23 protein-coding genes are annotated in these 23,318 nt (G+C 64.3%); 9 read left to right on the forward strand and 14 right to left on the reverse strand.

Features of this window, described 5'->3' with window-relative positions; genetic code table 11:
- Nucleotide 1: 1 nt before the first annotated feature.
- Nucleotides 2-1,309: a D-amino acid dehydrogenase gene (locus tag VK98_RS13905; protein WP_048414599.1), complete on the reverse strand. Its 1,308-nt coding sequence runs from the start codon at nt 1,307-1,309 to the stop codon at nt 2-4.
- A gap of 136 nt (nt 1,310-1,445) precedes the next feature.
- Between VK98_RS13905 and VK98_RS13910 the strand changes: the two genes are divergently transcribed.
- From VK98_RS13910 to VK98_RS13920, 3 genes are all read left to right on the forward strand, one after another.
- Nucleotides 1,446-1,934: a winged helix-turn-helix transcriptional regulator gene (locus VK98_RS13910; RefSeq protein WP_048414600.1), complete on the forward strand. Its 489-nt coding sequence runs from the start codon at nt 1,446-1,448 to the stop codon at nt 1,932-1,934.
- Nucleotides 1,935-2,059: 125 nt separating this feature from the next.
- On the forward strand, nt 2,060-3,187 hold the full coding sequence (locus VK98_RS13915) for a methyl-accepting chemotaxis protein (RefSeq protein ID WP_048414601.1): 1,128 nt from the start codon (nt 2,060-2,062) through the stop codon (nt 3,185-3,187).
- A 71-nt stretch (nt 3,188-3,258) separates the two neighbouring features.
- Nucleotides 3,259-3,726, forward strand: a complete 468-nt coding sequence (locus VK98_RS13920) for a YbaK/EbsC family protein (protein ID WP_048414602.1) — start codon at nt 3,259-3,261, stop codon at nt 3,724-3,726.
- A 243-nt stretch (nt 3,727-3,969) separates the two neighbouring features.
- Here VK98_RS13920 and VK98_RS13925 read toward each other — a convergent pair whose 3' ends face one another.
- From VK98_RS13925 to VK98_RS13965, 9 genes are all read right to left on the reverse strand, one after another.
- Entirely contained in the window at nt 3,970-5,166 is a 1,197-nt protein-coding gene (locus VK98_RS13925; protein ID WP_048414603.1) for a tryptophan--tRNA ligase, read from the reverse strand.
- 81 nt (nt 5,167-5,247) lie between these two features.
- On the reverse strand, nt 5,248-5,886 hold the full coding sequence (locus tag VK98_RS13930; protein ID WP_048414604.1) for a site-2 protease family protein: 639 nt from the start codon (nt 5,884-5,886) through the stop codon (nt 5,248-5,250).
- Between the two features lie 47 nt (nt 5,887-5,933).
- Nucleotides 5,934-6,554: an L-threonylcarbamoyladenylate synthase gene (locus VK98_RS13935; RefSeq protein ID WP_048414605.1), complete on the reverse strand. Its 621-nt coding sequence runs from the start codon at nt 6,552-6,554 to the stop codon at nt 5,934-5,936.
- 4 nt (nt 6,555-6,558) lie between these two features.
- The gene (locus VK98_RS13940) at nt 6,559-7,428 is read right to left on the reverse strand and encodes a 3',5'-nucleoside bisphosphate phosphatase (RefSeq protein ID WP_048414606.1); all 870 of its coding nucleotides are present in this window, start codon (nt 7,426-7,428) and stop codon (nt 6,559-6,561) included.
- 2 nt (nt 7,429-7,430) lie between these two features.
- On the reverse strand, nt 7,431-7,619 hold the full coding sequence (locus VK98_RS13945) for an oxidoreductase-like domain-containing protein (protein ID WP_048414607.1): 189 nt from the start codon (nt 7,617-7,619) through the stop codon (nt 7,431-7,433).
- Entirely contained in the window at nt 7,616-7,831 is a 216-nt protein-coding gene (locus VK98_RS13950) for an RNA-binding S4 domain-containing protein (protein WP_048414608.1), read from the reverse strand. The genes VK98_RS13945 and VK98_RS13950 overlap by 4 nt, the downstream gene beginning before the upstream one ends.
- Nucleotides 7,832-8,031: 200 nt before the next feature.
- Nucleotides 8,032-8,595: an AAA family ATPase gene (locus VK98_RS13955; protein ID WP_048414609.1), complete on the reverse strand. Its 564-nt coding sequence runs from the start codon at nt 8,593-8,595 to the stop codon at nt 8,032-8,034.
- A 489-nt stretch (nt 8,596-9,084) separates the two neighbouring features.
- Nucleotides 9,085-10,083: an asparaginase gene (locus VK98_RS13960; RefSeq protein WP_048414610.1), complete on the reverse strand. Its 999-nt coding sequence runs from the start codon at nt 10,081-10,083 to the stop codon at nt 9,085-9,087.
- 40 nt (nt 10,084-10,123) lie between these two features.
- Nucleotides 10,124-10,858 (reverse strand): UTRA domain-containing protein, encoded by a 735-nt coding sequence (locus VK98_RS13965; RefSeq protein ID WP_048414611.1) that lies wholly within the window; start codon nt 10,856-10,858, stop codon nt 10,124-10,126.
- 209 nt (nt 10,859-11,067) lie between these two features.
- Between VK98_RS13965 and VK98_RS13970 the strand changes: the two genes are divergently transcribed.
- The 4 genes from VK98_RS13970 to VK98_RS13985 all read left to right on the forward strand — a co-directional run bounded on the left by VK98_RS13970 (nt 11,068) and on the right by VK98_RS13985 (nt 14,974).
- A complete protein-coding gene (locus VK98_RS13970) occupies nt 11,068-12,162 on the forward strand; it encodes an ABC transporter substrate-binding protein (RefSeq protein ID WP_048414632.1) in 1,095 nt (364 codons plus the stop codon).
- Nucleotides 12,163-12,229: 67 nt separating this feature from the next.
- Complete coding sequence (locus tag VK98_RS13975) at nt 12,230-13,141, forward strand: ABC transporter permease subunit (protein ID WP_048414612.1); 912 nt, start codon at nt 12,230-12,232, stop codon at nt 13,139-13,141.
- Entirely contained in the window at nt 13,138-13,956 is an 819-nt protein-coding gene (locus tag VK98_RS13980) for an ABC transporter permease (protein WP_048414613.1), read from the forward strand. The genes VK98_RS13975 and VK98_RS13980 overlap by 4 nt, the downstream gene beginning before the upstream one ends.
- A 13-nt stretch (nt 13,957-13,969) precedes the next feature.
- On the forward strand, nt 13,970-14,974 hold the full coding sequence (locus tag VK98_RS13985; RefSeq protein ID WP_048414614.1) for an ABC transporter ATP-binding protein: 1,005 nt from the start codon (nt 13,970-13,972) through the stop codon (nt 14,972-14,974).
- On the opposite strand, the gene VK98_RS22855 is transcribed toward VK98_RS13985, so the two are convergent.
- Nucleotides 14,971-16,815 carry a methyl-accepting chemotaxis protein gene (locus VK98_RS22855; protein ID WP_053077392.1) on the reverse strand — a complete coding sequence of 615 codons (1,845 nt, stop codon included), beginning with the start codon at nt 16,813-16,815 and terminating at the stop codon, nt 14,971-14,973. The genes VK98_RS13985 and VK98_RS22855 overlap by 4 nt on opposite strands.
- A 192-nt stretch (nt 16,816-17,007) precedes the next feature.
- The gene (locus VK98_RS13995) at nt 17,008-18,336 is read right to left on the reverse strand and encodes a sodium-dependent transporter (RefSeq protein ID WP_048414615.1); all 1,329 of its coding nucleotides are present in this window, start codon (nt 18,334-18,336) and stop codon (nt 17,008-17,010) included.
- A 605-nt stretch (nt 18,337-18,941) separates the two neighbouring features.
- Between VK98_RS13995 and VK98_RS14000 the strand changes: the two genes are divergently transcribed.
- On the forward strand, nt 18,942-19,874 hold the full coding sequence (locus tag VK98_RS14000; protein WP_048414616.1) for a PAS domain-containing protein: 933 nt from the start codon (nt 18,942-18,944) through the stop codon (nt 19,872-19,874).
- 77 nt (nt 19,875-19,951) lie between these two features.
- On the opposite strand, the gene VK98_RS14005 is transcribed toward VK98_RS14000, so the two are convergent.
- Together VK98_RS14005 and VK98_RS14010 are read right to left on the reverse strand one after the other, a co-directional pair.
- Nucleotides 19,952-21,349: a NarK family nitrate/nitrite MFS transporter gene (locus VK98_RS14005; RefSeq protein ID WP_048414617.1), complete on the reverse strand. Its 1,398-nt coding sequence runs from the start codon at nt 21,347-21,349 to the stop codon at nt 19,952-19,954.
- Between the two features lie 98 nt (nt 21,350-21,447).
- Nucleotides 21,448-22,701, reverse strand: a complete 1,254-nt coding sequence (locus VK98_RS14010; protein WP_048414618.1) for a nitrate/nitrite transporter — start codon at nt 22,699-22,701, stop codon at nt 21,448-21,450.
- Nucleotides 22,702-22,970: 269 nt separating this feature from the next.
- Between VK98_RS14010 and VK98_RS14015 the strand changes: the two genes are divergently transcribed.
- Nucleotides 22,971-23,288 carry a hypothetical protein gene (locus VK98_RS14015; RefSeq protein ID WP_048414619.1) on the forward strand — a complete coding sequence of 106 codons (318 nt, stop codon included), beginning with the start codon at nt 22,971-22,973 and terminating at the stop codon, nt 23,286-23,288.
- Nucleotides 23,289-23,318 lie beyond the last annotated feature (30 nt).

The following is a 23,318-nucleotide window of genomic DNA, read 5'->3' on the forward strand; positions in this document are numbered from 1 at the left end:
CTCAGGCGCCCGCCACGGCCGGCCGCGCGGCCGGCACCACCAGGGTTTCGCCCTGCTTGGCGTAGCGCTGCATGGACAGACCGTCCAGGCTGATCTCCGGCTTTGCGCCGGTGATGATGTCGGCCAGCACCTTGCCGGAGCCGGCGCCCATGGTCCAGCCCAGCGTGCCGTGGCCGGTGTTCAACGACAGATTGGCGAAGCGGGTGCCGCCGACGATGGGGGTGCCGTCCGGCGTCATCGGCCGCAGGCCGGTCCAGAAGCTGGCGGCCGGAATGTCGCCGCCGTTCGGGTACAGATCGCCCACCACCATTTCCAGCGTTTCGCGGCGGCGCGGGTTCAGCGACAGATCGTAGCCGGACAGCTCGGCCATGCCGCCGACGCGGATGCGGTCGTCGAAACGGGTGATCGCCACCTTGTAGGTTTCGTCCAGCACCGTGGACACCGGCGCGCCGGCCGGATTGGTGATCGGCACCGTCAGCGAATAGCCCTTGACCGGGTAGACCGGGATGTCGATGCCCAGCGACTTGACCATGTCGCGGGAGAAGCTGCCCATCGCCACCACGTAGTGGTCGGCGCGCAGCAAATCGTCGCCGACGCGGATGCCGGTGATGCGCTTGCCGTCGCTCTCGATGCCGTCCACGCTCACGCCGAAGCGGAATTCCACCCCCTTGGCGCGCGCCATCTCGGCCAGGCGGGCGGTGAACAGATTGCAGTCGCCGGTTTCGTCATTGGGCAGTTGCAGGCCGCCGGAGAGCTTGTGCTTGACGCCGGCCAGCGCCGGCTCCACTTCCGCGCAGCCGTCCCGGTCCAGCACCTTGAAGTCCACGCCGCACTCCTTGAGCACCGCGATGTCCTTGCTGACGCCGTCCACTTGAGCCTGGCTGCGGAACAGCTGCAGCGTGCCGCCCTGGCGCGCCTCGTAGCCGATGCCGGTTTCGGCGCGCAGCTCTTTCATCTTGTCGCGGCTGTATTCGGCCAGACGCATCATCCGGCTCTTGTTCACCACGTAAGCGTCTTCATTGCAGTTGGCCAGCATCTTGGCGATCCACTGCAACTGGTAGAGACTGCCGTCCGGCTTCACCGCCAGCGGCGCGTGGCGCTGGAACAGCCATTTGGCCGCCTTCAGCGGAATGCCCGGCGCGGCCCAGGGCGTGGAATATCCGGGGGAGATCTGGCCGGCGTTGCCGAAGCTGGTTTCCAGCGCCACGCCCTCCTGACGCTCCAGCACCGTTACCTCGCAACCCGCCTTGGCCAGATACCAAGCCGTGGACACGCCCAGAACACCGCCGCCCAGCACGATAACCTTCATTTTCTCTCTCCGTTTGCAGCACTACATGGCTATAGTGATTTTGCGTAGTATATTAATGAAACACTGGGTTTTTTCACCAAAGTAGCGTCAGACTACAGATTTTAAAACTGCAAACTTTCATAGATACAGTGAAAACATGAAGAAAAGTACTGGCAGCGACAAAGCGCTGGATAAAACCGACCTGAAAATCCTGCGCCTGCTGCAGAAAAACGGCCGCATCTCGATGACGGAACTCTCTGAAAAGGTGGGACTTTCCACCACGCCGTGCACCGAACGGGTGCGTCGGATGGAGCGCGACGGCATCATCGAAGGCTATTACGCCCGCCTCAATCCGCATGCGATGGGCGCGGCGCTGCTGGTGTTCGTGGAGATCAAGCTGGAGGCCAAATCCGGCAATATCTTCGACGCCTTCCGCCGCGAAATCATGCGCATCCCGGAAATCCTGGAATGCCACCTGGTTTCCGGCGAGTTCGACTACCTGATCAAGGCGCGCATCCCGGACATGTCGATGTACCGCAAGCTGCTGGGCGACATCCTGCTGCAACTGCCGTCCGCCAAGGAATCCAAAAGCTATGTGGTGATGGAAGAGGTCAAGGAGACTCTGCTGCTGCCGCTTGGAGAATAAATTAACCATTTAAAATCACTGCTTTGCATTTGATTTAAATCAAAAAAGGCTTGCATTCCCCTCCCGCCTCAGCCAAACCACAAGCAGCTGTTGCTTGAGTAAAACTACCTAGGCGGGAGATGAGGATGTTCGGCTTCATGAAGGCGGTGGACAAAACCGCGGACGCGGCGCGACAGGTGCGCCAACTGGAGAGCGTGCTGGACCACGCCGACAATCTGATCATGCTGTGCGACACCAGCCGCGACAATGCGATCTTCTACATGAACAAGACCGCGCGCGACATCCTGAGCCGGCATCGAGAGATGATGAACCAGAAATTCCGCGCCGGCGTCGACGTCAACCACGCCCACGGCCACAGCATCCACCAGTTCCACCGCGACCCGGAACACAACCGCCGCATCCTGGCCGACCTGGCCAGCCGCAAGATAGACCAGCATATCGCGATGATTCCGGTGGGCGAGGTCATGTTCAAGACCAAGGTGTTCCCGATCTGGGACTCCGCCCATCCGGACCAGCTGCTGTGTTTCATGGCCAGCTTTCAGGACGTATCCGCCGAAGTCCGCGCCCAGCAACTGCAAGACCAGGGCAACCAGCGCCGCGAATTCCTGGAGGCCCGCATCAACGAGCTGTCCGAGAACATGCAGGCGATGAGCACCACCATCCAGAACGTGGCGGTGCAGACCTCCTCCACCTCCGAATCCGCCGAACTGATGCTGGGCGAGGCCAAGAAAAGCATGGCCATCGTCAGCGACACCAGCCAGGGCATGCAGCAAGTGGGCACCATGGTGCGCCAGACCGCCGACAGCCTGGTCTCGCTGGGCCAGCGCTCGGAAGCCATCGGCCACATCGTCAACGTGATCAAGGACATCGCCGACCAGACCAACCTCCTGGCCTTGAACGCGGCGATCGAGGCGGCGCGCGCCGGCGAGATGGGCCGCGGCTTCGCCGTGGTGGCGGACGAGGTGCGCAAGCTGGCCGAGCGCACCACCAAGGCCACCCAGGAAATCGGCGACATGATCCGCGCGATCCAGGGAGAGGTGCAGCACAATGTGCGCGCCATCGAGCAGGGCCGCGAACAGGTGCAAACCACGGAAAGCGATTTCCAGCGCGCCGAGGGCGCCTTGCAGACCATAGTCGGCGAGATCAACACCATGCGCAATTTCGTGGTGGAAATCGCCAACGCCTCGGAAGAACAGGCCGCCACCTCGCAGGATATCGCCGACAAGCTCAGCGACATCACCCGGCAGGACTGAAGTAAAAATGCTTCACAAGCGAAGGATGGGGCGGAATAATGAAACGCTCCACCTTTCGCTTTGAGGCCACCATGAGCTTAGCGTCCGTCCAGGCGTTTTTCGCCGCCCGTCAGCTGGACATCCCCATCATAGAACTGGACGTCAGCACCGCCACCGTGGCGGAAGCCGCCGCCGCCCACGACGTGGAGCCCGGCCGCATCGCCAAGACTCTGGCCTTCCGCCTTAACGACGGCCGCGACGTGATCCTGGTCGCGCGCGGCGACGCCCGCATCGACAACCGCAAGTTCAAGGACGCCTTCGGCAAGGGCAAGATGCTGCCGCCGGACGAGGTGGAGGCCATCACCGGCCACCCGGTGGGCGGCGTCTGCCCGTTCGGCCTCGCCACCGAGCTGCCCGTCTACCTGGACGTGTCCTTGCAAGCTTACGACGAAGTGCTGCCGGCCGCCGGCGCGGTCCACAGCGCGGTGCGCTTGTCGCCGCAGCAGCTGCACCACATCACCCAGGCCGACTGGGTGGATGTGTGCCAGGCTTTTGTCTAGCAAGCAGCTTACGCTCCGCTGAGCGTCGCCCTGAGCAGCGTTGCCAAACCGATGCAAAAAGCCGCCGTTTGTCGCCAAACGACGGCTCAAGCTTTCCCGCGGCGGAATACTCGCCGCCTGCCACGCCAGGCCGGCGCGCTATTGAGACGCCCACGCACCCCAAGCAAGGCGCCGCCGGCGTCCGCCATGCCAAGAAAAACGCCCGGCAAGCCGGGCGTTTCCCATTCATCCTGACGAAGGCGCTCAGTAACCCAGCCCCATCGCCTCCTTGACGTCCTGCATGGTGGCGCGCGCCACTTGCTCGGCCTTGGCGTTGCCGGCGGCCACCACTTCCTTGACCAGCTTGGGATTGCTCAGATACTGCTCGGCGCGTTCAAACATCGGCTGCTGTTCGCGGAGTACGCCGTCGATCACCGGTTGCTTGCAGTCCAAGCAACCGATGCCGGCGCTGGTACAGCCCTGCTTCACCCATTCGCGGGTGTCGGCGTCGCTGTACACCTGGTGCAGCTGCCATACCGGGCATTTGTCCGGGCTGCCCGGATCGGTGCGGCGCACCCGCGCCGGATCGGTCGGCATCGCCCGCACTTTTTTGGTGACGGTGGCCGGGTCTTCGCGCATGGTGATGGTGTTGCCGTAGGACTTGGACATTTTCTGACCGTCCAGGCCCGGCATCTTGGACGCCTCGGTCAGCATCGCCTCGCATTCGGCCAGAATGCTCTTGCCCTTGTTCTCCAGCCAACCGAACAGGCGCTCGCGGTCCGCCGCGCCCAGGTTCTGGCTGGCGGCCAGGATTTCGCGCGCGCCGGCCAGCGCCTCGGCGTTGCCGTCTTGCAGATAGGCGGTGCGCAGGCGGTCGAACTCCTTGCCGGCCTTGCCTATCTTCTTCACCGCGGCGCGGGCCAATTCCTCGAAGTTGGGCTCGCGGCCGAACAGATTGTTGAAGCGGCGCGCCACTTCGCGGGTCAGCTCGATATGCGGCACCTGGTCTTCGCCCACCGGCACCAGGCCGGCCTTGTAGATCAGGATGTCGGCGGCCTGCAGCAGCGGGTAGCCGAGGAAGCCGTAAGTGCCCAGGTCCTTGGTGGACAGTTTTTCGATCTGGTCCTTGTAGGTGGGCACGCGCTCCAGCCAGGACAGCGGGGTCACCATGGACAGCGCCAGATGCAGTTCCGCGTGCTGCGGCACTTTGGACTGGATGAAAACGGTGGCCTGTTCCGGGTCCACGCCGGCGGCCAGCCAGTCTATCACCATGTCCCAGACGCTCTTGCCGATGATGGAGACGTCGTCGTAATTGGTGGTCAGCGCGTGCCAGTCCGCCACCATGAAGTAACAGTCATGGGTGCTTTGCAGCTGCACCCAGTTCTTGATCACGCCGTGGTAGTGGCCAAGGTGCAGGCTGCCGGTGGGGCGCATGCCGGAGAGAATGCGGTTGGCGAACATGTTTGAATTCCGTTTCAGAGAATAAGCGCGACAGCGCCGGAAACGAATTCCGGCGCGTCAGGATTGGAGCGAACCTAGGCCTTAAATCAGCGCGCGCACCAGCCCGTACATCAGGCCGTAGAATGGCCGCAAAATGGTGGTCAGCAAGCCGGTGGCGATCAAGGCCAGCAGCACCCACATGCCGTAAGGCTCCAGCCTGGAATACTTCCAGGCCATGCCCGGCGGCAGGAAGCTTTCCACGATGCGGCCGCCGTCCAGCGGCAGGATGGGCAGCAGATTGAGCAGCATCAGCGAGATGTTGATGCCGATGCCGGCCTGGCTCATCAGCATCAGCGGTTCGCTGTAGCTGGTGTCCATGCCAATGGCCAGCTTGAACAGCAGCACCCACAGCAGGGTCATCAGCAGATTGGCGGCCGGGCCGGCGGCGGCCACCAGGCGGCCGTGTTCGCGCGGCTTGCGCAGCGCGCCGAAGTTGACCGGCACCGGCTTGGCCCAGCCAAAGATGAAGCCGCCCAGCGTCACCGACAACAACGGCAGCAACACGGTGCCGATCGGGTCGATGTGCTTGAGCGGGTTCAGCGTCATCCGTCCCATCATATAGGCGGTGCTGTCGCCGAAGCGTCGCGCGGCGTAGGCGTGGGCGGCCTCGTGCAAGGTGATGGCGAACAACACCGGCAGCGCGTAAATGGTGATTTTCTGGATCAGGTTAATGTCGCCCATGATGTCTCTTGTGGGTTGAAAACGGTGTCGGGAGGCAAAAGCGGAGTTTATAGACCAAACGGCGCCGGGTCGCCCTTGCCGCGGCGCAGCAGCTCCACGCCCTCGGTCATGTCGATCACGGTGGTGGGCTCGGTGCCGCACCAGCCGCCGTCTATCACCGCGTCCACCGCGTGCTCCAGCCTCTCACGGATTTCATAGGGATCGGTCAGCGGCTCCTCGTCGCCGGGCAGCATCAGGGTACAGGACAGGATGGGTTCGCCCAGCTCTTCCAGCAGGGCCAGCGCCACTTTGTGGTCCGGCACCCGCAGCCCGATGGTGGAGCGCTTGGGATGCAGGGTGCGGCGCGGCACTTCGCGGGTGGCTTGCAGGATGAAGGTGTAGCTGCCGGGGGTGGCGGCTTTCAGCATGCGGAACTGGCTGTTGTCCACCTTGGCGTAGTTGGCCAGCTCGGACAGATTGTGGCAGACCAGGGTCAGGTGGTGGCGCAGGTCCAGCTGGCGGATGTCCAGGATGCGTTCCATCGCCGGCTTATCGCCCAGCATGCAACCCAAGGCGTAACAGGAGTCGGTGGGATAGACCACCACCCCGCCCTCGCGCAGGATCTTCACCGCTTCGCGCACCAGCCTCGCCTGCGGATTGTCCGGGTGGATCATGAAAAACTGTGCCATGAGGTCAGCCTTGTGCCAGGTCCGCGGGCCGGATGATGCGCGCGGCCAGCGCGTTCCAGATGGGTTTGCAGATGGGCGGCAGGTCGTCGGTGCGGCCGACGTCGCGGCCGCCCTCGCCCGGCGCGTGGAAATCGCTGCCGGCGCTGGAGTACAGCTCGTGGCGGTCCGCCAGCAAGGCGAACTTGTGCATATCGTCCAGGCTGTGGCTGCCGCTGGCCACTTCGATGCCGCGGCCGCCGGCCTGTTTGAAGTCGTTGATCAGCCGCTCTATCAGGGTGCGGCCCATATCGTAGCGGCCGGGATGGGCGATCACCGCCTCGCCGCCGCCGGCGCGGATCCAGCCCACCGCGTCTTCCAGGCTGGCCCATTCGTGCGCCACGTAGCCGGGCTTGCCCGGGGTCAGGAATTTGCGGAACACGGTGCGCACGTCCTTGACCTGGCCGCTGTTGACCAGGAAGCGGGCGAAGTGGGTGCGGCCTATCATTTCCGGGTTGTCGCACAAGGCCATCGCGCCGTCGAAAGCGCCTTGGATGCCCACCTTGAGCAGCTCGTCCGACATCTGCCGCGCGCGGTTGACGCGGCCGTCGCGGATGGATTGCAGGCCGGCGGCCAGCGTCGCCTGCTCCGGGTCTATGCCCAGGCCGACGATGTGCACGGTGTGCTTGCCCCAGCTGACCGAGACTTCGACGCCGTTGAGGAAGGCCAGGCCCTGCCGCGCCGCCTCGGCCCGCGCCGCGGCCAGGCCGTGGGTGCAGTCGTGGTCGGTCAGCGCCACCAGCGTGGCTTCGCGCTCGGCGGCGCGCGCGATCACCTGCTCCGGCGGCAAGGCGCCGTCGGAGGCGTGGGAATGGAAATGCAGATCGATGCTGGCCATGCTCATTGTCCGTTGGCGGCGGCCTGGCGCGCGGCTTCGCGCAACTCCCAGGCGGCCTGTTTGGCGCGGTATTCCGTCATCAGCGCGTTGTAGCTGTCCCAGATGCACGGGTCGCAGCCGCTGCCGCAGCAGGCGTCGTCCGGCGGGGGCTCGGGCGCTTCCGGCGGCGGGTCGAAGTCGTCGTCGTTCATGGCGCCGCGACGCAGATGGTAAAGCCTTCGCCGCTGACTTGCTGACCCACGCGGATCTTGCAGGTCTTGCGCAGTTCCACCTGGCCGTCCACCCGCACATTGCCTTCGGCGATGAAATGCTTGGCGGCGCCGCCGGAGTCGCAGACATTGCAGATTTTCAGCAGATCGCACAAGGCGATGTATTCGCCGCTCAATTCAAAGGTTTCGTTCATTTTTGCACACTCGATTGGGACAGGGCTGTGAGCGGGCTGTGGACAAGAACCGCAGCGCCTTCTTTTTTCACGCCTTTTTACTGTCGCTTATTTTTTAATCTATCGCCGACAACTATCCACGCCGCGGCAGGACAAGCTTGTGGGCCTGTTGTGGATAATTGCGGCAATTTGCTGAATTTCCAGCGCTTTATTCTTTCCGCTCAAAATTTAGGCAGCTCGCCCGGCCAGATCGCCGCCAGCGCCGCCCAGGCCAGGGCCATGCGCCGCTCGTGCGCGCCGCCCACCCGCGTCGCGGCAATGCCAGCCTCCTCCAGCGCCTGCCGGTAGAGGCCGAACAGCCAGTCGCGCTGGGTAGGATGGCTGCGCAGCGGGTCCGGCTCCCAGGGGATGTCCGGCTCGGCCAGCAGGGTCAGCGCGTAATCGCCGGGTCGGTACAAATCCAGCAGGCCGGGACTGCAATGCCCGTGCGCCACCTCGCTCCAGATCTTGCAATTCAGCGCGGTGGTGTCGCACAACAAGACTTGGACGTCGCCGGCCAAGGACTGTTCCGCCGCCAACTGTCCGCGCGCCACTTCCTCGATGATTTCCGGCGTGGAACGGTACGGCCGCTCGGCGAAATAGTCGCGCGCGTATTCCGGCACCCAGGCGGCGGCAATGCCGGCCGCGTTCAGCGCCGCCGCCAGCGCGCGCGCCAGCGTGGTTTTGCCGCAGGACTCCGGCCCCACGATGGCGATCTTCAACGGCCGCGTCGCGCCCTCTGACATCCTGCTGCTCTCGAATTGCGGAAAAGCGTTCAATTATACGCCGCTTGCCGCGCTATCAACAGTCGGGCCGCTGTTCTCAACAAGTCAGGGGGACAGCCCTGTGCGTCAGCTGTGGACAAGACGGCTAAGCCCTTGCCGCAAAATGGATTTGATTGTTTCGCTCAAAAAATAAGCAAGCTCGTGGTTTACCCACATCCAGCGTGAAAAGCCATGTGGGACAATTGTGGATAAACACGCCAAGTCCTTGTTCCGTCAAGCGCATTTTCATCCGCTTATTTTTTGAGCGAAAATCCGCGCCGAATCAAGACAACGGCATGCCGAGACGCCCTCCATCGCCGTTCCGCCGCCACGGCGTCCACTTTTCCGTTTGCCCACATCCAAGGTGTAAAGCCGTGTGGGCGAGCTGTGGACAAGCACGGCAAGGCCATGAAAAATCGGCACAAAAAAAGGCCGCTCAAAAAATGAGCAGCCTGGGTGACGCATAGTGTCTTAATGCGCGCTCATCTCACCGCGCAAGGGCCGGGCCAACTGCGCCGCCAGTTGCGGGCCGCTCAGGCCGGCGGACAGCAACACGTGCAGCTTGGCCAGCGCCGCTTCCGGCGTCAGGTCCGCCCCGGCCACCGCGCCGGCGCGCGCCAGCGGCTGGCTGGCGGCGTAAGCGCCCACCTCCACCGCGCCCCGCGGCGCCTGGGTGATGTTGAGCACCGCGCCGCCGCGCGCGGTCAAGGCCTTCACGCCGGCCAGCAGCGCCGGATCGGCCGGCGCGTTGCCGCTGCCGTAGCTCATCAGCACCGCCGCGTCCAGCATCGGGTCCGCCATCAGGCGGCCGGCCAGCGCCGCGCCCTGCCCCGGGCTCAGAAACAGGCAGGCGATATTCAGGTCTTCGCGCAGCGCCTTCGGCTGAAATTCTCCTTGCGCCGGCAGCCAGGCGGCCTGGTTCCAATGCGGGTGAATGGCGAAACGGGCCAGCGGCTCGGCGTTGGGCGAGCCGAAACCGGCGAACTGCTCGACGTCCAGCTTGCGCGCGCGGCTGCCGCGCAGCAGCAGGCGGTCGAAGGCGATGACGACTTCGCGCAGCTCCGGCTGGCAGGCGGCCTCCAGGGCGTCGGCGACATTGTTCCAGCCGTCGGAGCGCGGATGCAGCAACGGCAATTGCGCGCCGGTCAGCACCACCGGCTTGGCCAGACCGCGCAAGGCGAAGGCCAGCACGCCGGCGGTATAGGCCATGGTGTCGGTGCCGTGGATGACGACGAAGCCGTCGTAGTCGCCGTAGCGCTCGGCCAGCGCGGCGATGATGCGGTTCCAGTGACGCGGCTCGATGGCGGAGGAGTCGATCAACTCTTCGAATTCGACCACGTCGAAATCCAGGCCGGGGCGGCGGAAGCGCTCCAGCAGGCCGGGCAGCAAGCCCGGCGACGGCGCCAGGCCGTCCGGGGTTTCGGTCATGCCTATGGTGCCACCGGTGTACAACACTAAAACGCGGCTCATGCGATCTCCTGCAAACAGTGTCCAATGCCGCGATGGTAGCTCAATTCGCCGCCGCCGCGGCAGGACTGTCCACGCGCAAACGCACCGCGTCGTGTCGCCAGTACTCGTAATCGCAGTCCAGCGTCGCGCCGGCGGCGTCGCGATTCACCCGGCGGACCAGCAAGATGGGGCTGCCCTCGGCCAGCATCAGCGCCTGCGCCACCCGGCCCTGGGCCGCCGCCGGCAAAATGTCGAAAACCGCGGCCGCGTACTCGATGCCGTAGCGGCGGCGATACAGCTCGGTCAGCGACCGGCTCAGGTCCTGCCCCTGGATGTCCGGGAAGCGCTCCGGGCGCAGAAAGTGCTCCACGTACAGCGCCACCCGTCCGTCCAGGCTGCGCTGGCGGCGAATTTTCCACAAGGAGCTCAAGGGCGGCACTTCCAGCGCCCGGCACAGCTCGGGCGAAGCCAGCACGGTCTCCACGCCCAAAAGCCGGGTTTCCGCCGTGCGTTGCTGGGCGTCGGCCATGCGCTGGAAATGGTTGCAGTGGAGCGGCGCGTACTCCAGCCTGGGAAAGGCGACGAACCAGCCGCGCCGTTCTTCGCGGTACACCCGCCCTTCGGCCTCCAGCACGCCCAGCGCTTCCTTCAGGGTGATGCGGGTGGTGGCGAACAACTCGGCCAGCGCGCGCTCCGACGGCAGCCGGCCGCCCGGCCGCAGCAGGCCGCCGTCGATTTGCTGCAATAAGGCGGCGCGGATGCGCGCGGCCTGGGAAAGCGGTTTCGGTTCAGTCATCAGGACTAGTCCAGCTATCAGGTCTCCGCCGGCTTTTTACCAAGCAAAAATGACAAGGAAATGAAGCGTCCGCCGCGCGGAGGCGCCGCGTCGCGACGATTCGTCACCGATCCGCAATCAAATTGCCATGCGACGTAAACCGGAATGTCATCTCCGCGGAATACCATCAGCATCGCTTTTATTTGACCTAGTCCAAAGGGATGGATGCCATGAATACACCGTTGCGCTGCGCCGTGCTGGGCGCGCTGGCCCTGCTGGCCAACACCGCTTTCGCCGACAACCTGAACGCGCTGATCCAGGCCGCCAAGAAGGAAGGCGAGCTGAACGTGATCGCCCTGCCTCACGACTGGTGCGGCTACGGCGGCGTGATCGCCGGCTTCAAGGCCAAATACGGCATCAAGGTTAACGAGCTGAATCCGGACGCCGGCTCCGCCGACGAACTGGAGGCGATCAAGGCCAACAAGAGCAATAAGGGCCCGCAGGCGCCGGACGTGATCGACGTAGGCCTGTCCTTCGGCCCGCAAGCCAAGGCCGCCGGCCTGCTGCAACCCTACAAGGTGTCCAACTGGAAAACCATTCCGGACAGCGTCAAGGACAAGGACGGCTATTGGTACGGCGATTACTACGGCGTGCTGGCGTTTGAGGTGAACAAGGATCTGGTCAGCAAAACGCCCACCGACTGGAGCGACCTGCTGAAGCCGGAATACAAGAACGCGGTGGCGCTGGCCGGCGACCCGCGCGCCGCCAACCAGGCGATCCAGGGCGTGTTCGCCGCCGGCCTGTCCCAGTCCAAGGGCAATGTGGCCAAGGCCGCCGACGCCGGCCTCAAATTCTTCGCCCAACTGAACAAGAGCGGCAACTTCGTGCCGGTGATCGGCAAGGCGGCCTCGCTGGCCCAGGGCAGCACTCCCATCGTGATCCGCTGGGACTACAACGCCTTGGCCGACCGCGACACCCTGAAGGGCAACCCCAAGGTGGAGGTGGTGGTGCCCAAGAGCGGCGTGGTGGCCGGCGTTTACGCCCAGGGCATCAGCGCCTACGCGCCGCACCCCAACGCCGCCAAGCTGTGGCAGGAATACCTGTTCTCCGACGAGGGCCAGCTGGCCTGGCTCAAGGGCTATTGCCACCCCACCCGCTTCAACGATCTGGCCGCGCGCAAGAAAATCCCGCAGGACTTGCTAAGCCGGATGCCGGACGCCGCCGCCTATAAGAAGGCCTTGTTCCCGACGCTGGAGCAGCAAGAGGCGTACAAGGCGGTGATCACCAAGCAGTGGGACGGCGTAGTCGGCAGCAATGTGAAGTAAACCGGCTTCTCTCCCTTGGCGCGCGGCGGCTTCGCCGCGCGCGGGTTCTCTTTGGAAACACGCCCTCATGTCCGCATCTTCCGACTCCCTCTCCGGCCGCTCCGGCCCGGCGTCGCCGCGCCGCTCCGGCGGCGGCTTCGTCTCGCTGTCCTGGCTGGGCGTGGCGCCGTTCTTCCTGTTCGCGCTGCTGTTCCTGCTGCTGCCCACCGCCCGCTTGCTGCTGGGCGCCTTTCAGGACGCCGACGGCCATTTCACGCTGAACAATATCGCGCGGCTGTTCGAGCCGGCGATTCTCGACGCCTACAAGATCAGCCTGCAGATCAGCGCGGCTTCGGCGCTGCTGGGCGCGGCCTTCGGCCTCTTGCTGGCCCTGGCCGCGATCCGCGGTCGGCTGCCGGGCTGGATCCGCCCGACGCTGGCCACCTTTTCCGGCGTGGCGTCCAACTTCGCTGGCGTGCCGCTGGCCTTCGCCTTCCTGGCCACGCTGGGCCGCATGGGCCTGGTGACGGTGCTGCTTCGCCGCTATCTGGATTTCGACCTCTACGCCGGCGGTTTCAGCATCCTCAGCTTCAGCGGCCTGACCCTGACTTATCTGTACTTCCAGATTCCGCTGATGGTGCTGATCGTCAGCCCGGCCATAGACGGCCTCAAGACCGAATGGCGCGAGGCCTGCGACAGCCTGGGCGGTTCCGCCTTCGCCTACTGGAGCCGCATCGCGCTGCCGGTGCTGTGGCCCAGCATCCTGGGCGCGGCGCTGCTGCTGTTCGCCAACGCCTTCGGCGCGGTGGCCACCGCCTACGCGCTGACCGGCAGTTCGCTCAACATCGTCACCATCCTGCTTTACGCGCAAATCCGCGGCGACGTGCTGCACGACCAGAACCTGGGCTACGCGCTGGCGCTGGGCATGATCGTGGTCACCGGCCTGTCCAACGCCGCCTATATCTGGCTGCGCGGCCGCGCGGAAAGGAGCCGGACATGAAACACCAGCCCGTTCACAGACCGTCGTCGCGGCTGGGCGCCTGGATCGCCGTCGTCGCCGGCGGCCTGTACTTCCTGCTGCCGCTGTTGGCCACCTTCGAATTCAGCCTGAAGATGCTGCGCGAGGGCTACAGCCTGGAAGCCTACAAGCTGGTGCTGCAGGATCCCGGCTTTCAGCAAAGCTTCGCCTATTCCGCGCTGATGGCCCTGTTCACCATCGTCATCGGCATCCTGCTGGTGGCGCCCACCGCGTTCTGGATCCAGCTCAAGCTGCCGCGGCTGCGCCCGCTGGTGGAGTTCATCACCCTGCTGCCGCTGGTGATTCCGGCCATCGTCATCGTGTTCGGCTATCTGCGCCTGTTCGGCAGCGACGCCTGGCTGCCCTTGACCGGCAGCGAGCGCGGCACCGATCTCTTGCTGGTCTGCAGCTATGTGACGCTGGCGCTGCCCTATCTGTACCGTTCCATCGACGCCGGCCTGTCCGCCATCGACGTGCGCTCGCTGGCCGAGGCGGCGCAAAGCCTGGGCGGCGGCTGGCGAGTGATCCTGCTGCGAGTGATCTTCCCCAATATCCAGTCCGCGCTGTTGTCCGGCGCGTTTCTGACCTTCGCCATCGTCATCGGCGAATTCACCATGGCCAGCCTGCTGGCGCGGCCGGCCTTCGGACCTTATCTACAGTTGATCGGCGCCAACCGCGCTTACGAGCCGGCGGCGCTGGCCATCATCGCCTTTTTGATCACCTGGGCGGCCATGGGCCTGCTGCAGGTGGCCGGCCGTCACCGCCGCGCGCTGCGCGAGGCGACGGCCGCCGAATAAGAGAGAACCCATAATGGCATACCTGGATATCCGGCATCTCAACAAGCGCTACGGTCAGCACACGGTGGTGCACGACTTCAATATGCGGGTGGAAGCCGGCGAGTTCGTCACCTTCCTGGGCCCGTCCGGCTGTGGCAAGACCACGGTGCTGCGCATGATCGCCGGCTTCGAAACGCCCAGCGGCGGCGCCATCCGCCTGCAGGACGAGGACATCACCGCTTGCGCGCCGCAAAAGCGCGGCATCGGCATGGTGTTTCAAAGCTATGCGCTGTTTCCCAATATGAGCGCCGGCGAGAACATCGCCTTCGGCCTGAAGATGCAAAAGCGCTCCGCCGCCGACATCCGCCGCAAGGTGGCGGACGCGCTGGCCTTGGTGGAGCTGTCCGGCAAGGAAGATCACTACCCGCATCAGCTTTCCGGCGGCCAACGCCAGCGGGTGGCGCTGGCGCGCGCGCTGGTGGTGGAGCCGCGCATCCTGCTGCTGGACGAACCGCTGTCGGCGCTGGACGCGCGCATCCGCAAGAATCTGCGCGAGCAGATTCGCGACATTCAGCGCAGGCTGGGGCTGACCACCGTTTTCGTGACCCATGACCAGGAGGAAGCGCTGACCCTGTCGGACCGCATCTTCGTGATGAACCAGGGCAAGGTGGAGCAGGAGGGCGCCGCCGAAACCATCTACACCCAGCCGGCCACCGAGTTCGTCGCCCGCTTCATGGGCAACTACAATCTGCTATCCGCCGGCGACAGCCGGGCGCTGTTCGGCCTGGAGATCCAGGGCCATCTGGCGATCCGCCCCGAGTCCATTCAGTTGCTGCCCGGCGACAGCGCGGAAACGGACAGCCTGCCGGCGGTGGTGAGGCAACGCCAACTGCTGGGCAACGTCGTCCGCTACCAGGTGGAAAGCGCCGGCGCGCTGCTGCAGGTGGACCGGCTGAACCGCAATCCGGCGGACTTGCTGGCCGACGGCGCGCCGGTGCGGCTGCGCGTCCAGCGCGACGATATGCGCGAAGTGCGTTAAACGTCCGTTGGCCGGCGGAAATAGGCCATCTGCCGGCGCAGGCTGCCGGCGCGCTGCGACACTTCCTGCGCCGCCGCCGACAATTGCTCGCTGGCGGCGGCGTTGCCCTGGGACAGCTGGCTCAGGCCCTGCATCACCTGGTTGATGCCGCCCACGTGCTGCGCTTGGGCCACGGCCTCCTTGGAAATGTCCCGCACCAGTTGCCGGGTTTGCTGGCTGGACTCGACAATGGCGCTCAGGCTCTTGCCCGCCTCCTCCGCCAGACGCACGCTGCCCGCCGCCACCTGGCCTATCTCCTTGGCCGCGGTCTGGCTGCGCATCGCCAGCTTGCGCACCTCGTCCGCCACCACGGCGAAACCCTTGCCCAGTTCGCCGGCGCGCGCCGCCTCGATGGCGGCGTTGAGCGCCAGCAAATTGGTTTGATAGGCGATGTCGTCGATGATGTCGGTGCGCTGGGCGATCACATGCATCGCCTCTATGGTTTCGCCGACCACCCGGCGCCCCTCCTCCGCCTGGCGCGCGGCCTCGCTGGCCACGTCGCCGCTGCGGCTGGCGTCGCGGGCCATCGCGAACATCTGGCCGGCGATCTCGTCCACCGCGTGGCTGGTCTGCTCGATATCGGAGGAAGTGCGGCAGGCGCTGTCGGACAAACCCTGCGAGGCGCTGTTCAATTGCAAAGCGGCGTTGGCCACCGCGTCCGCGTCCTGCTGCACTTGCCCGATCACCCCGCTCAGCTTTCGCCCCATCTGGCGGATGTGCGCGGCCAGGCTGTCCTCGTCCGACGAGGCCAGCCGCAGCCGGAAATCCAGTTGACCGCCGGCCAGCTCGCGCATGCCCTGCGCCACCTCGTCCGGCTCCGCGCCCAAGGTTCGCAGTATGCTGCGCGCCAGCAGCAAGGCCGCGGCGATGGGCAGCAACACCCCGGCCAGCACCGCCAGCGCCAGCCAGCTTTGCCAGCGCGCGGCCGACTGCTGCTGCGCCAACGCGTCGTGAATCCGGGCCAGCACCGCGTTCTGCACTTCCAGCAAGGCGTCGATGCGCCGGCTCGCCACCGCGAACCACTCCTCGCTCGGCAAGCTCTGCATCGCGCCGGGTCCGCGCGCCAATACCGCGTCGCGCAGCGCTTCGTACGCGCCGCTCGCGTCCATCGCCTGGGCCAGCAAGCGCTCGTCGCCGTCGTTCTGCCGGTACAGGCTGCGGCACAAGGCCTCCTGCGACACCATGCCGCTGGCCAGGCGGAATTCGTTGATATTGAAACTGCCCACCGCCAGCACCCCGCCGATCAGGCCGCGCGCGCGGCCGGTGTACTCCGTCTGGCAATGCAAGGCGGCCCATTGCTGCACCAAGGCGCGCACATCCTCGCTTTGCGAATAGAACAGGGTGATGATCTTGGAGAGCCGCTCGATGATTTCGGTGTAGCGCTCAAACGCCGGCAACGGCGAAATATGGCGCTGCGCCACGTCGCGGCGCAAGGTGGCGAGCAGTTCCGCCGCCGGCAGCTGCTGAGAGAGAAACAAGCTCGCCTTGCGCGATAGTTCGTCTGCGGGTTGCCGACGCAAGCGGATCAACAACGCGTCGGCCAGCGCTTTTTGCCGCGGCAGGGCTGCCGGCATCGGCTTATGCTCGTTCAGATAACGGTTGCTCAGCCCGCGCTCGATCTGCAGCGCGTGAATCAGCTCGCCCACTTGCTGCACATCGTCCACCAGGGCCTGATCGCGCTGCAAAGCCTGGACCGTCCGCCACTGCGTAAAGGCAAACCACAGCGCTCCGCACAACAAGAGCAGCACCAGCGGAGCGATCAACAAGGCCAGCTTGTGCACCAGCTTCAGACGGAAGTGCATCGGGTATCCTGTTTGCAAGCCGTGGATCAAGAACCGCCGGAGCGCAGTGCCTTGCGCGGCGGTCCAACCGCTCTAACTATAGGCAATGGCTGAACAAGGCGAACACAGCGGCATGAGGCTGGCGCCGAGGAAACCCGCGCGCAAAGAAAAACCCGCCGCGAAAGGCGGCGGGTTGAGAAGAGGAGGAGGCGATCAGGCCGCGCGCAAGCTGGCGATCATGATCCAGCCTATCAAGGCCGGCGCCATCGCCATGCAAAAACCTCGCATCAGACGCATGCCGCGTCCGGCGCCGTCGCCGCTCAGTTCGCGGCGCACCACCGGCCAGGCTTTCCAGCCGACGAACAGGGCCAGCAGCAGTTCGCCTACCGGCATCAGCAGCTTGGAAGTCAGATAATCCAGCAAGTCGAAAAAGCTCATGCCGAACAGCTGGTACTCGCTCCACACGCCCAGCGACAGCGACGCCGGGATGCCCAGCAGGAAAATGCCCAGCGTCATCGCCCAGGCGGACTGGGTGCGCTTGAGACCGAACTCGTCCATAGCGAAGCTGGTCACCACCTCCAGCAGGGACACCGAAGACGTCAACGCCGCCAGCAGCAGCAGGCAGAAGAACATCACCGCGAACAGCTGCCCCAGCGGCAGATGGGCGAACACCGCCGGCATGGTGATGAAGGTCAGGCCCGGGCCGGCCGACGGATCGAAGCCGAAGGCGAACACCGCCGGCAACACCATCAATCCAGCCAGGAAGCAAGTGGCCACCGTCAGCGCGATCACCCAGAGGGCAGAGCCCAGCAGATTGGATTCCTTGCTGACGTAAGAGCCGTAAGTGATCATGATGCCCAGGCCCAGCGACAGCGAGAAGAAGGCCAAGCCCAGCGCGTCCACCAGCATCGCGCTGCTGACCTTGGAGAAGTCCGGGGCCACGAAATACTTCACGCCTTCCCAAGCGCCGGGCAGGGTCAGGCCGCGGGCGATCAGCACCAGCATCAGCACGAACAAGGCCGGCATCAGGAATTTCGACAGGTTCTCGATGCCCTTCTGCACGCCGCCGGCCACCACCCACACCGTCAGCAAGGCGAAGCCGGCGTGATAAGCGATGGGCTCCAGCGGATCGCTGATGAAGCCGCTGAAGATGGCGCCCAGAGTCTTGGCGTCCGAGGTCATGATCCCTCCGCCCAGCGCCTTGACGATGTAGGCGATGGTCCAGCCGCCCACCACGCTATAGAAGGACAGGATCAGAAAACACACCAAGACGCTCATATAGCCGATGACGGGCCAGCCGCCGCCGGCCAGTTGCCGGAAGGCGCCGACGGCGCCGGCCTTGGACGCGCGGCCCAGCGCCATTTCGGCCAGCATCAGCGCCAGGCCCAGCGTCAGGCAAATGCCGAGATAAATGAACAGGAAGGCGCCGCCGCCATTGGTGGCGGCGACATAGGGAAATTTCCAGATTGCCCCCAGCCCGATGGCCGAGCCGGCGGCGGCGAGGATGAAACCGAGGCGCGAGCCCCATTGTGATCTTGCCATGATGCAGTCTGCTTCTTTGTCCGAATATTTGTTTTTGAATCGCCGAAACCGACGCCCGCGCCCAAACGCGATCGCCGCAGCGGCAAAGGTGCTGTTTTTGCGCCGACAAGGCGCGGCCCGCGCCAGGCCAGATCATGAAGCCCGGGAACGAACGGAAGGGACCCGGCATGCCGGGCAAGGGAGAGAAAACCGCCGTGTGGGCGGGCCGAAAGCCGCGTCAGGGGTGGCGACGGGCTACGGTTCTCGCTAGTGTATTTTGCGTACAAACACGAATTTACCATGATTGATGGCGATTTCCAGCGTACACAGGCAATTAATTCTGATTTCCGGCGGAGGCGCAGCCATTTCCCGGCAAAGATGAGCGAGCCAAACGCCTCCAAACAAGTTGGGCATGAAATATCTGTACTCAGGGAATACACTTAGAGCGGCGGACAAAAATCAGCCTCACGCCCAAGGCAAGGCGCGCCGCGGACAAGACGGCGAGCCGAAGCAAGGCGGCGCCCGGCGTTTTTGTCAGCCGCATTTAAGACCAGCGGCCTCACTGCTACGCGCCTGGCCACGCCAGGAGCGAACTCGCCGGCCTCACGCGACTTACGGAGAGCCCTATGGCGATACTGCAAGCCTTTCAATCGCTGATCGACACCGTACAGGGCGCCTTGATCATCGCGCTTCCCGCCGACGGCCAGATCGTCAGCGCCAATCAGCTGGCCGCCATTCTGCTGGCCACCCCGCACGGCGACCTGATCGGCCAACCCTTCTCCCGCTTCCTGCCCGACCCCGCCGACGGCGAACTGCTGGCCGGCGAACTGCGCCGCACCAGCATGATCTACAACCGTTCGCTGACCTTGCAAGCCAGCGGCGGGCGCCGCTTCGAGGTGCAGATGTCGCTGCGCGAGGTGGAGCTGGAGGGCGCGCTCATGCTGGTCTACAGCTTCAGCGACCGTACGGAAACCAAGGTGATGAGCCAGCTGCTGGATTTTGAGCGCAACTTGGTGGAGCGCTCGATCAGCCTGATGAAAAGCCTGCGCGCCGAAGACAAGCTCACCGACGACGACAAGCTGACCGGCGTGGCCGGCATGCACCGCCTGCTGTCAGCCGCCCATGCCGAAACCGGCCGCGCGCGCCGCTACGGCGGCGCCGTCTCCGGCCTGATCCTCAGCCTGATGAACGTGCCCGAGCCGATGCCGGAACTTGACGAAGGCTCGGCGCACCGCCACTTGCTGCGCCTGGCCGGCAGCCTGTGCCTGCAAAGCACGCGCGACAGCGACCTGGTGGCCCAGCGCGAAGACGACGCCTTCATCATTCTGCTGCCCAATACCGGGGTCAGCGGCGCCAACGAACTGGCGCGCCGGCTGATCAAATCGCTGCGCCAGCTGAGCTTCGTCTACCAGGGAGAAGAGCGCAAGGCGGCCGCCTGCGTCGGACTCAGCGCTCTGCGCGGCAGCGAGAACACGCCCAAACCCATGCTGGAGCGCTTGAACGAAGCGCTGCAAAAAGCGCGGGAAGGCGGCCCCAACTACATCGTCAAACTGCCCTGAACGCCTGATGAAGAACAAAGCGGCGGCGCGTCGCCTTGACGCCCCGCCGCTCCTTTTGCCTACCCGTCTTCAGCGGATCAGCAACTCACTTCCGCATTCTTCCGCGCATAGAACCACCAGCACAAGGCGATGCAGCTGAGATAAAACACGATGAAGCACAGCAAGGCCGGCTCCGCGCCGCCGGTCGCCTTCATCGAGGCGCCGAAGCTCTGCGGAATGAAATAGCCGCCATAGGCGCCGATGGCACTGATGAAGCCGCCTGCCGCGGCCGATTCCTTGACCCCGTCCGCCTCGGCCTGCTTGCGCGCCTCTTCGCCGCGGCCGGCCGCCGCGCGCAGCCGCCCCGTGGTGAAGATGGTCGGAATCATCCGATAAGTCGAACCATTGCCCACGCCGGCCATGGTGAACAGCAGCAGGAACATCGCGAAGAAACCGGCAAAGCTGCCGCCGCTCAATTGTCCGGCCGCGTCATGCGCCGGCAGGAAGTGCAGCACCCCCACCACCGCCAGAGCCATCACCGCGAACACCCACAAAGTCACCCGCGCGCCGCCGAGCTTGTCGGAAATCACGCCGCCGATCGGGCGCACCAGCGCGCCAAGCAGGGGGCCGATAAAAGCGAACTTGGCCACCGGCACATCCGGGAACTGGGTCTTGGTCAACAAGGCGAAAGCGCCGGCAAAACCGATGAAGCTGCCGAAAGTGCCGATGTAGAGCCAGCACATCAGCCAATTATGCTTGCGACGGAAAATCACCGCCTGCTCGGTGAAGGAAGCCTTGGCGTCCGCCAAGTCGTTCATGCCGAACCAGGCCGCCGCCGTGGCCACAATAATGAAGGGCACCCAGACAAAGCCGGCGTTCTGCAGCCACAGGCTCTTCTCCACCCCGTCTTTAACATAATGTTGCGCATCGCCGCCAAAGGCGCCGAACATGCCGCCGGTCACCACCAGCGGAATCACGAACTGGGCCAAGGACACCCCAAGGTTGCCGAAGCCGGCGTTCAAGCCGTTGGCCGCGCCCTTCTGCGCCTTGGGGAAAAAGTAAGCGATATTGGCCATCGAGCTGGCGAAATTGCCGCTGCCCAGGCCGCAAAGCAAGGCGATCGCCAGCATCACCGGATAGGACGTCGTCGGATCCTGCACCGCAAAGCCCAACCACAAAGCCGGGATCAACAACGAGGCGGTGGACAAGGTGGTCCATTTGCGACCGCCGACAATCGACGGCATGAAGGAGTAAAAAATGCGCAAGGTCGCGCCGGACAGCGCGGGCAAGGCCGTCAGCAAAAACAGCTGATCCTTGGTGTAATTAAAGCCCGCGTTCGGCAGGTTCAGCGTTACCACGCTCCACAATACCGAAATGACGAAAGCCAGCGTCAGACACGGAATCGAAATCCACAAATTGCGCCGCGCAATGCTCTGGCCTTCCCGCTGCCAGAACTCGGCGCTTTCCGGCTCCCACCGTTTGATGACATAAGACATGACTCAATCCTCCCCGTCGGCCCGGGTCATGGCCGGACCGGCGCTATTTGACAATCTTTTAACGGCGGCGCTTAAACGCGCCGCCATGCAACTCAAACTCAACGGCTGGCGGCAGCCGCCAGGCGCAAACGCTGCTCGGCCACCGGCTTGAACGAGTAATGCATCCAGACCAGGCTGACGCAAACCGTGCCGTACAGCAGCATGAAGCAACTGGAACGCACCCCGGCCAGGTCCACCAGCGCGCCGAACAGAATCGGCAACACAAAGCCCGCCAGGCCGCCGGCCAAACCCACCACGCCGGACACCGCGCCGATGTTGTCGGGAAAATCATTGGCGATGAACTTGAACACCGAAGCCTTGCCCACCGCCATCGCCACGCCGGCGATGAACAAAACCATGGTGAACAACACCGAGTTCAAACCGATATGCAGGCTCCACGGCCCCTTGACGGTGGCCACCACCATCTCGGTTTGCGGATAAGACAGAATGAAGAAGCAAACCCATAGCACCCACATCACCCACCACGTGGTGCGATACGCGCCGAAACGGTCCGACATCCAGCCGCCGATCGCGCGCAATACGCCGCCGGGCAAGGAAAAACAGGCGGCGAGAAAAGCGGCGGTTTTCATATCAAAGCCGTACTCGCCGACAAAATACTTGGTCAGCCACAAGGACAAGCCCACGTAGCCGCCAAACACCACCGAGTAATACTGCGAGTAGCGCCAAACCCGAGGATCGCGCATCACCCTCAGTTGATCGATGAAACGCTGACCGCCGCCGCTCAAATGCGCCGGATTGTGATGGCTGCAAAACCAGAACAGCAGCGCCGTGGCCAGCATCACCCCGGCGTAAACCTGGGGCACCAGCGTCCAGCCGCCTAGCGCGATCAAGGCCGGCGCCACGAATTTGTTCACCGCCGCGCCGGAGTTGCCCGCCCCGAACACCCCCATCGCCATCCCCTGATGCCGCGCGTCGAACCAGCGCGCCACATAGGGCGTGCCCACCGAAAAACTGCCGCCGGCCAAGCCGATGAACAGGCCGATCAGCAGGAAATGCCAGTATTGGGAGGCGTACTCCATCAGATAAATCGGCAGCACCGCGCTCAGCATCAGGAAGAACAAGACAATGCGGCCGCCGTAGCGGTCGGTCCAGATGCCCAGCGGCACTCGCACCAACGAGCCGGACAAGACCGGCATCGCCACCAGAATGCCGAACTCGGTCTCGTTCAGACCCAGTTGCTGCTTCACCGGAATGCCCACCACGCCCATCATCATCCACACCATGAAACAGACGGTGAAAGCAAAAGTGCTGACGGCCAGCACCGAGTACTGCTTATACGCCGCGGATGTCATCTTTCCTCCCTCTGCGGCCAGGCGGCCGGCCAGTCCAACTCCATACTCACACCTTACTGCCCGCGCGCCGGGAAACCCATTCTCCAGACGTGGGCAAGAGCAAAGAAAAACGATCTAATCGAGATAGTTCTTTTGGGTGGTATTCGAGAGAGGAGCTAGGGGCCAAAGGGGAGGAAGGCGGCGGAACGACTCTACTTTGCGCCAATGCAAGTTACAGCCCCGGCGACATTGGCTAAGATAGGCGCATTGCCAACAAGGGAGCCTCCCCCATGAATGCCGCCAAGAAAATCCGCCGTTTCATAGAAGAAGGACACGACCCGCAGCAGATGCAGGTGCTCAAGGAATTGGCGACCGCCTTGGAAATGGGCCGCTCCTTCGACCTCAGCCTGCTCTACGACATCGACATGCGTTATTTCGACGTCGCCATCGACCTGCTGAAAGACTGGCGTTTCGACCACCACATCGCCTCGCGCAGCAAGCTGCTGGAGCAGTTGCTGACCGAGATCGCGCCGGAGAAACAGGCGAAAGCGCCGGAAAGTCCTGCGGACAAGCCGGCGGCAAGCAAGGCCGCAAAACCTAAAAAATAAACAGACAACGGCGATGCCGCCTGGCGTTTA

It is taken from the genome of Chromobacterium sp. LK11 (assembly GCF_001043705.1).
Taxonomy (GTDB): Bacteria; Pseudomonadota; Gammaproteobacteria; order Burkholderiales; family Chromobacteriaceae; genus Chromobacterium; species Chromobacterium alkanivorans.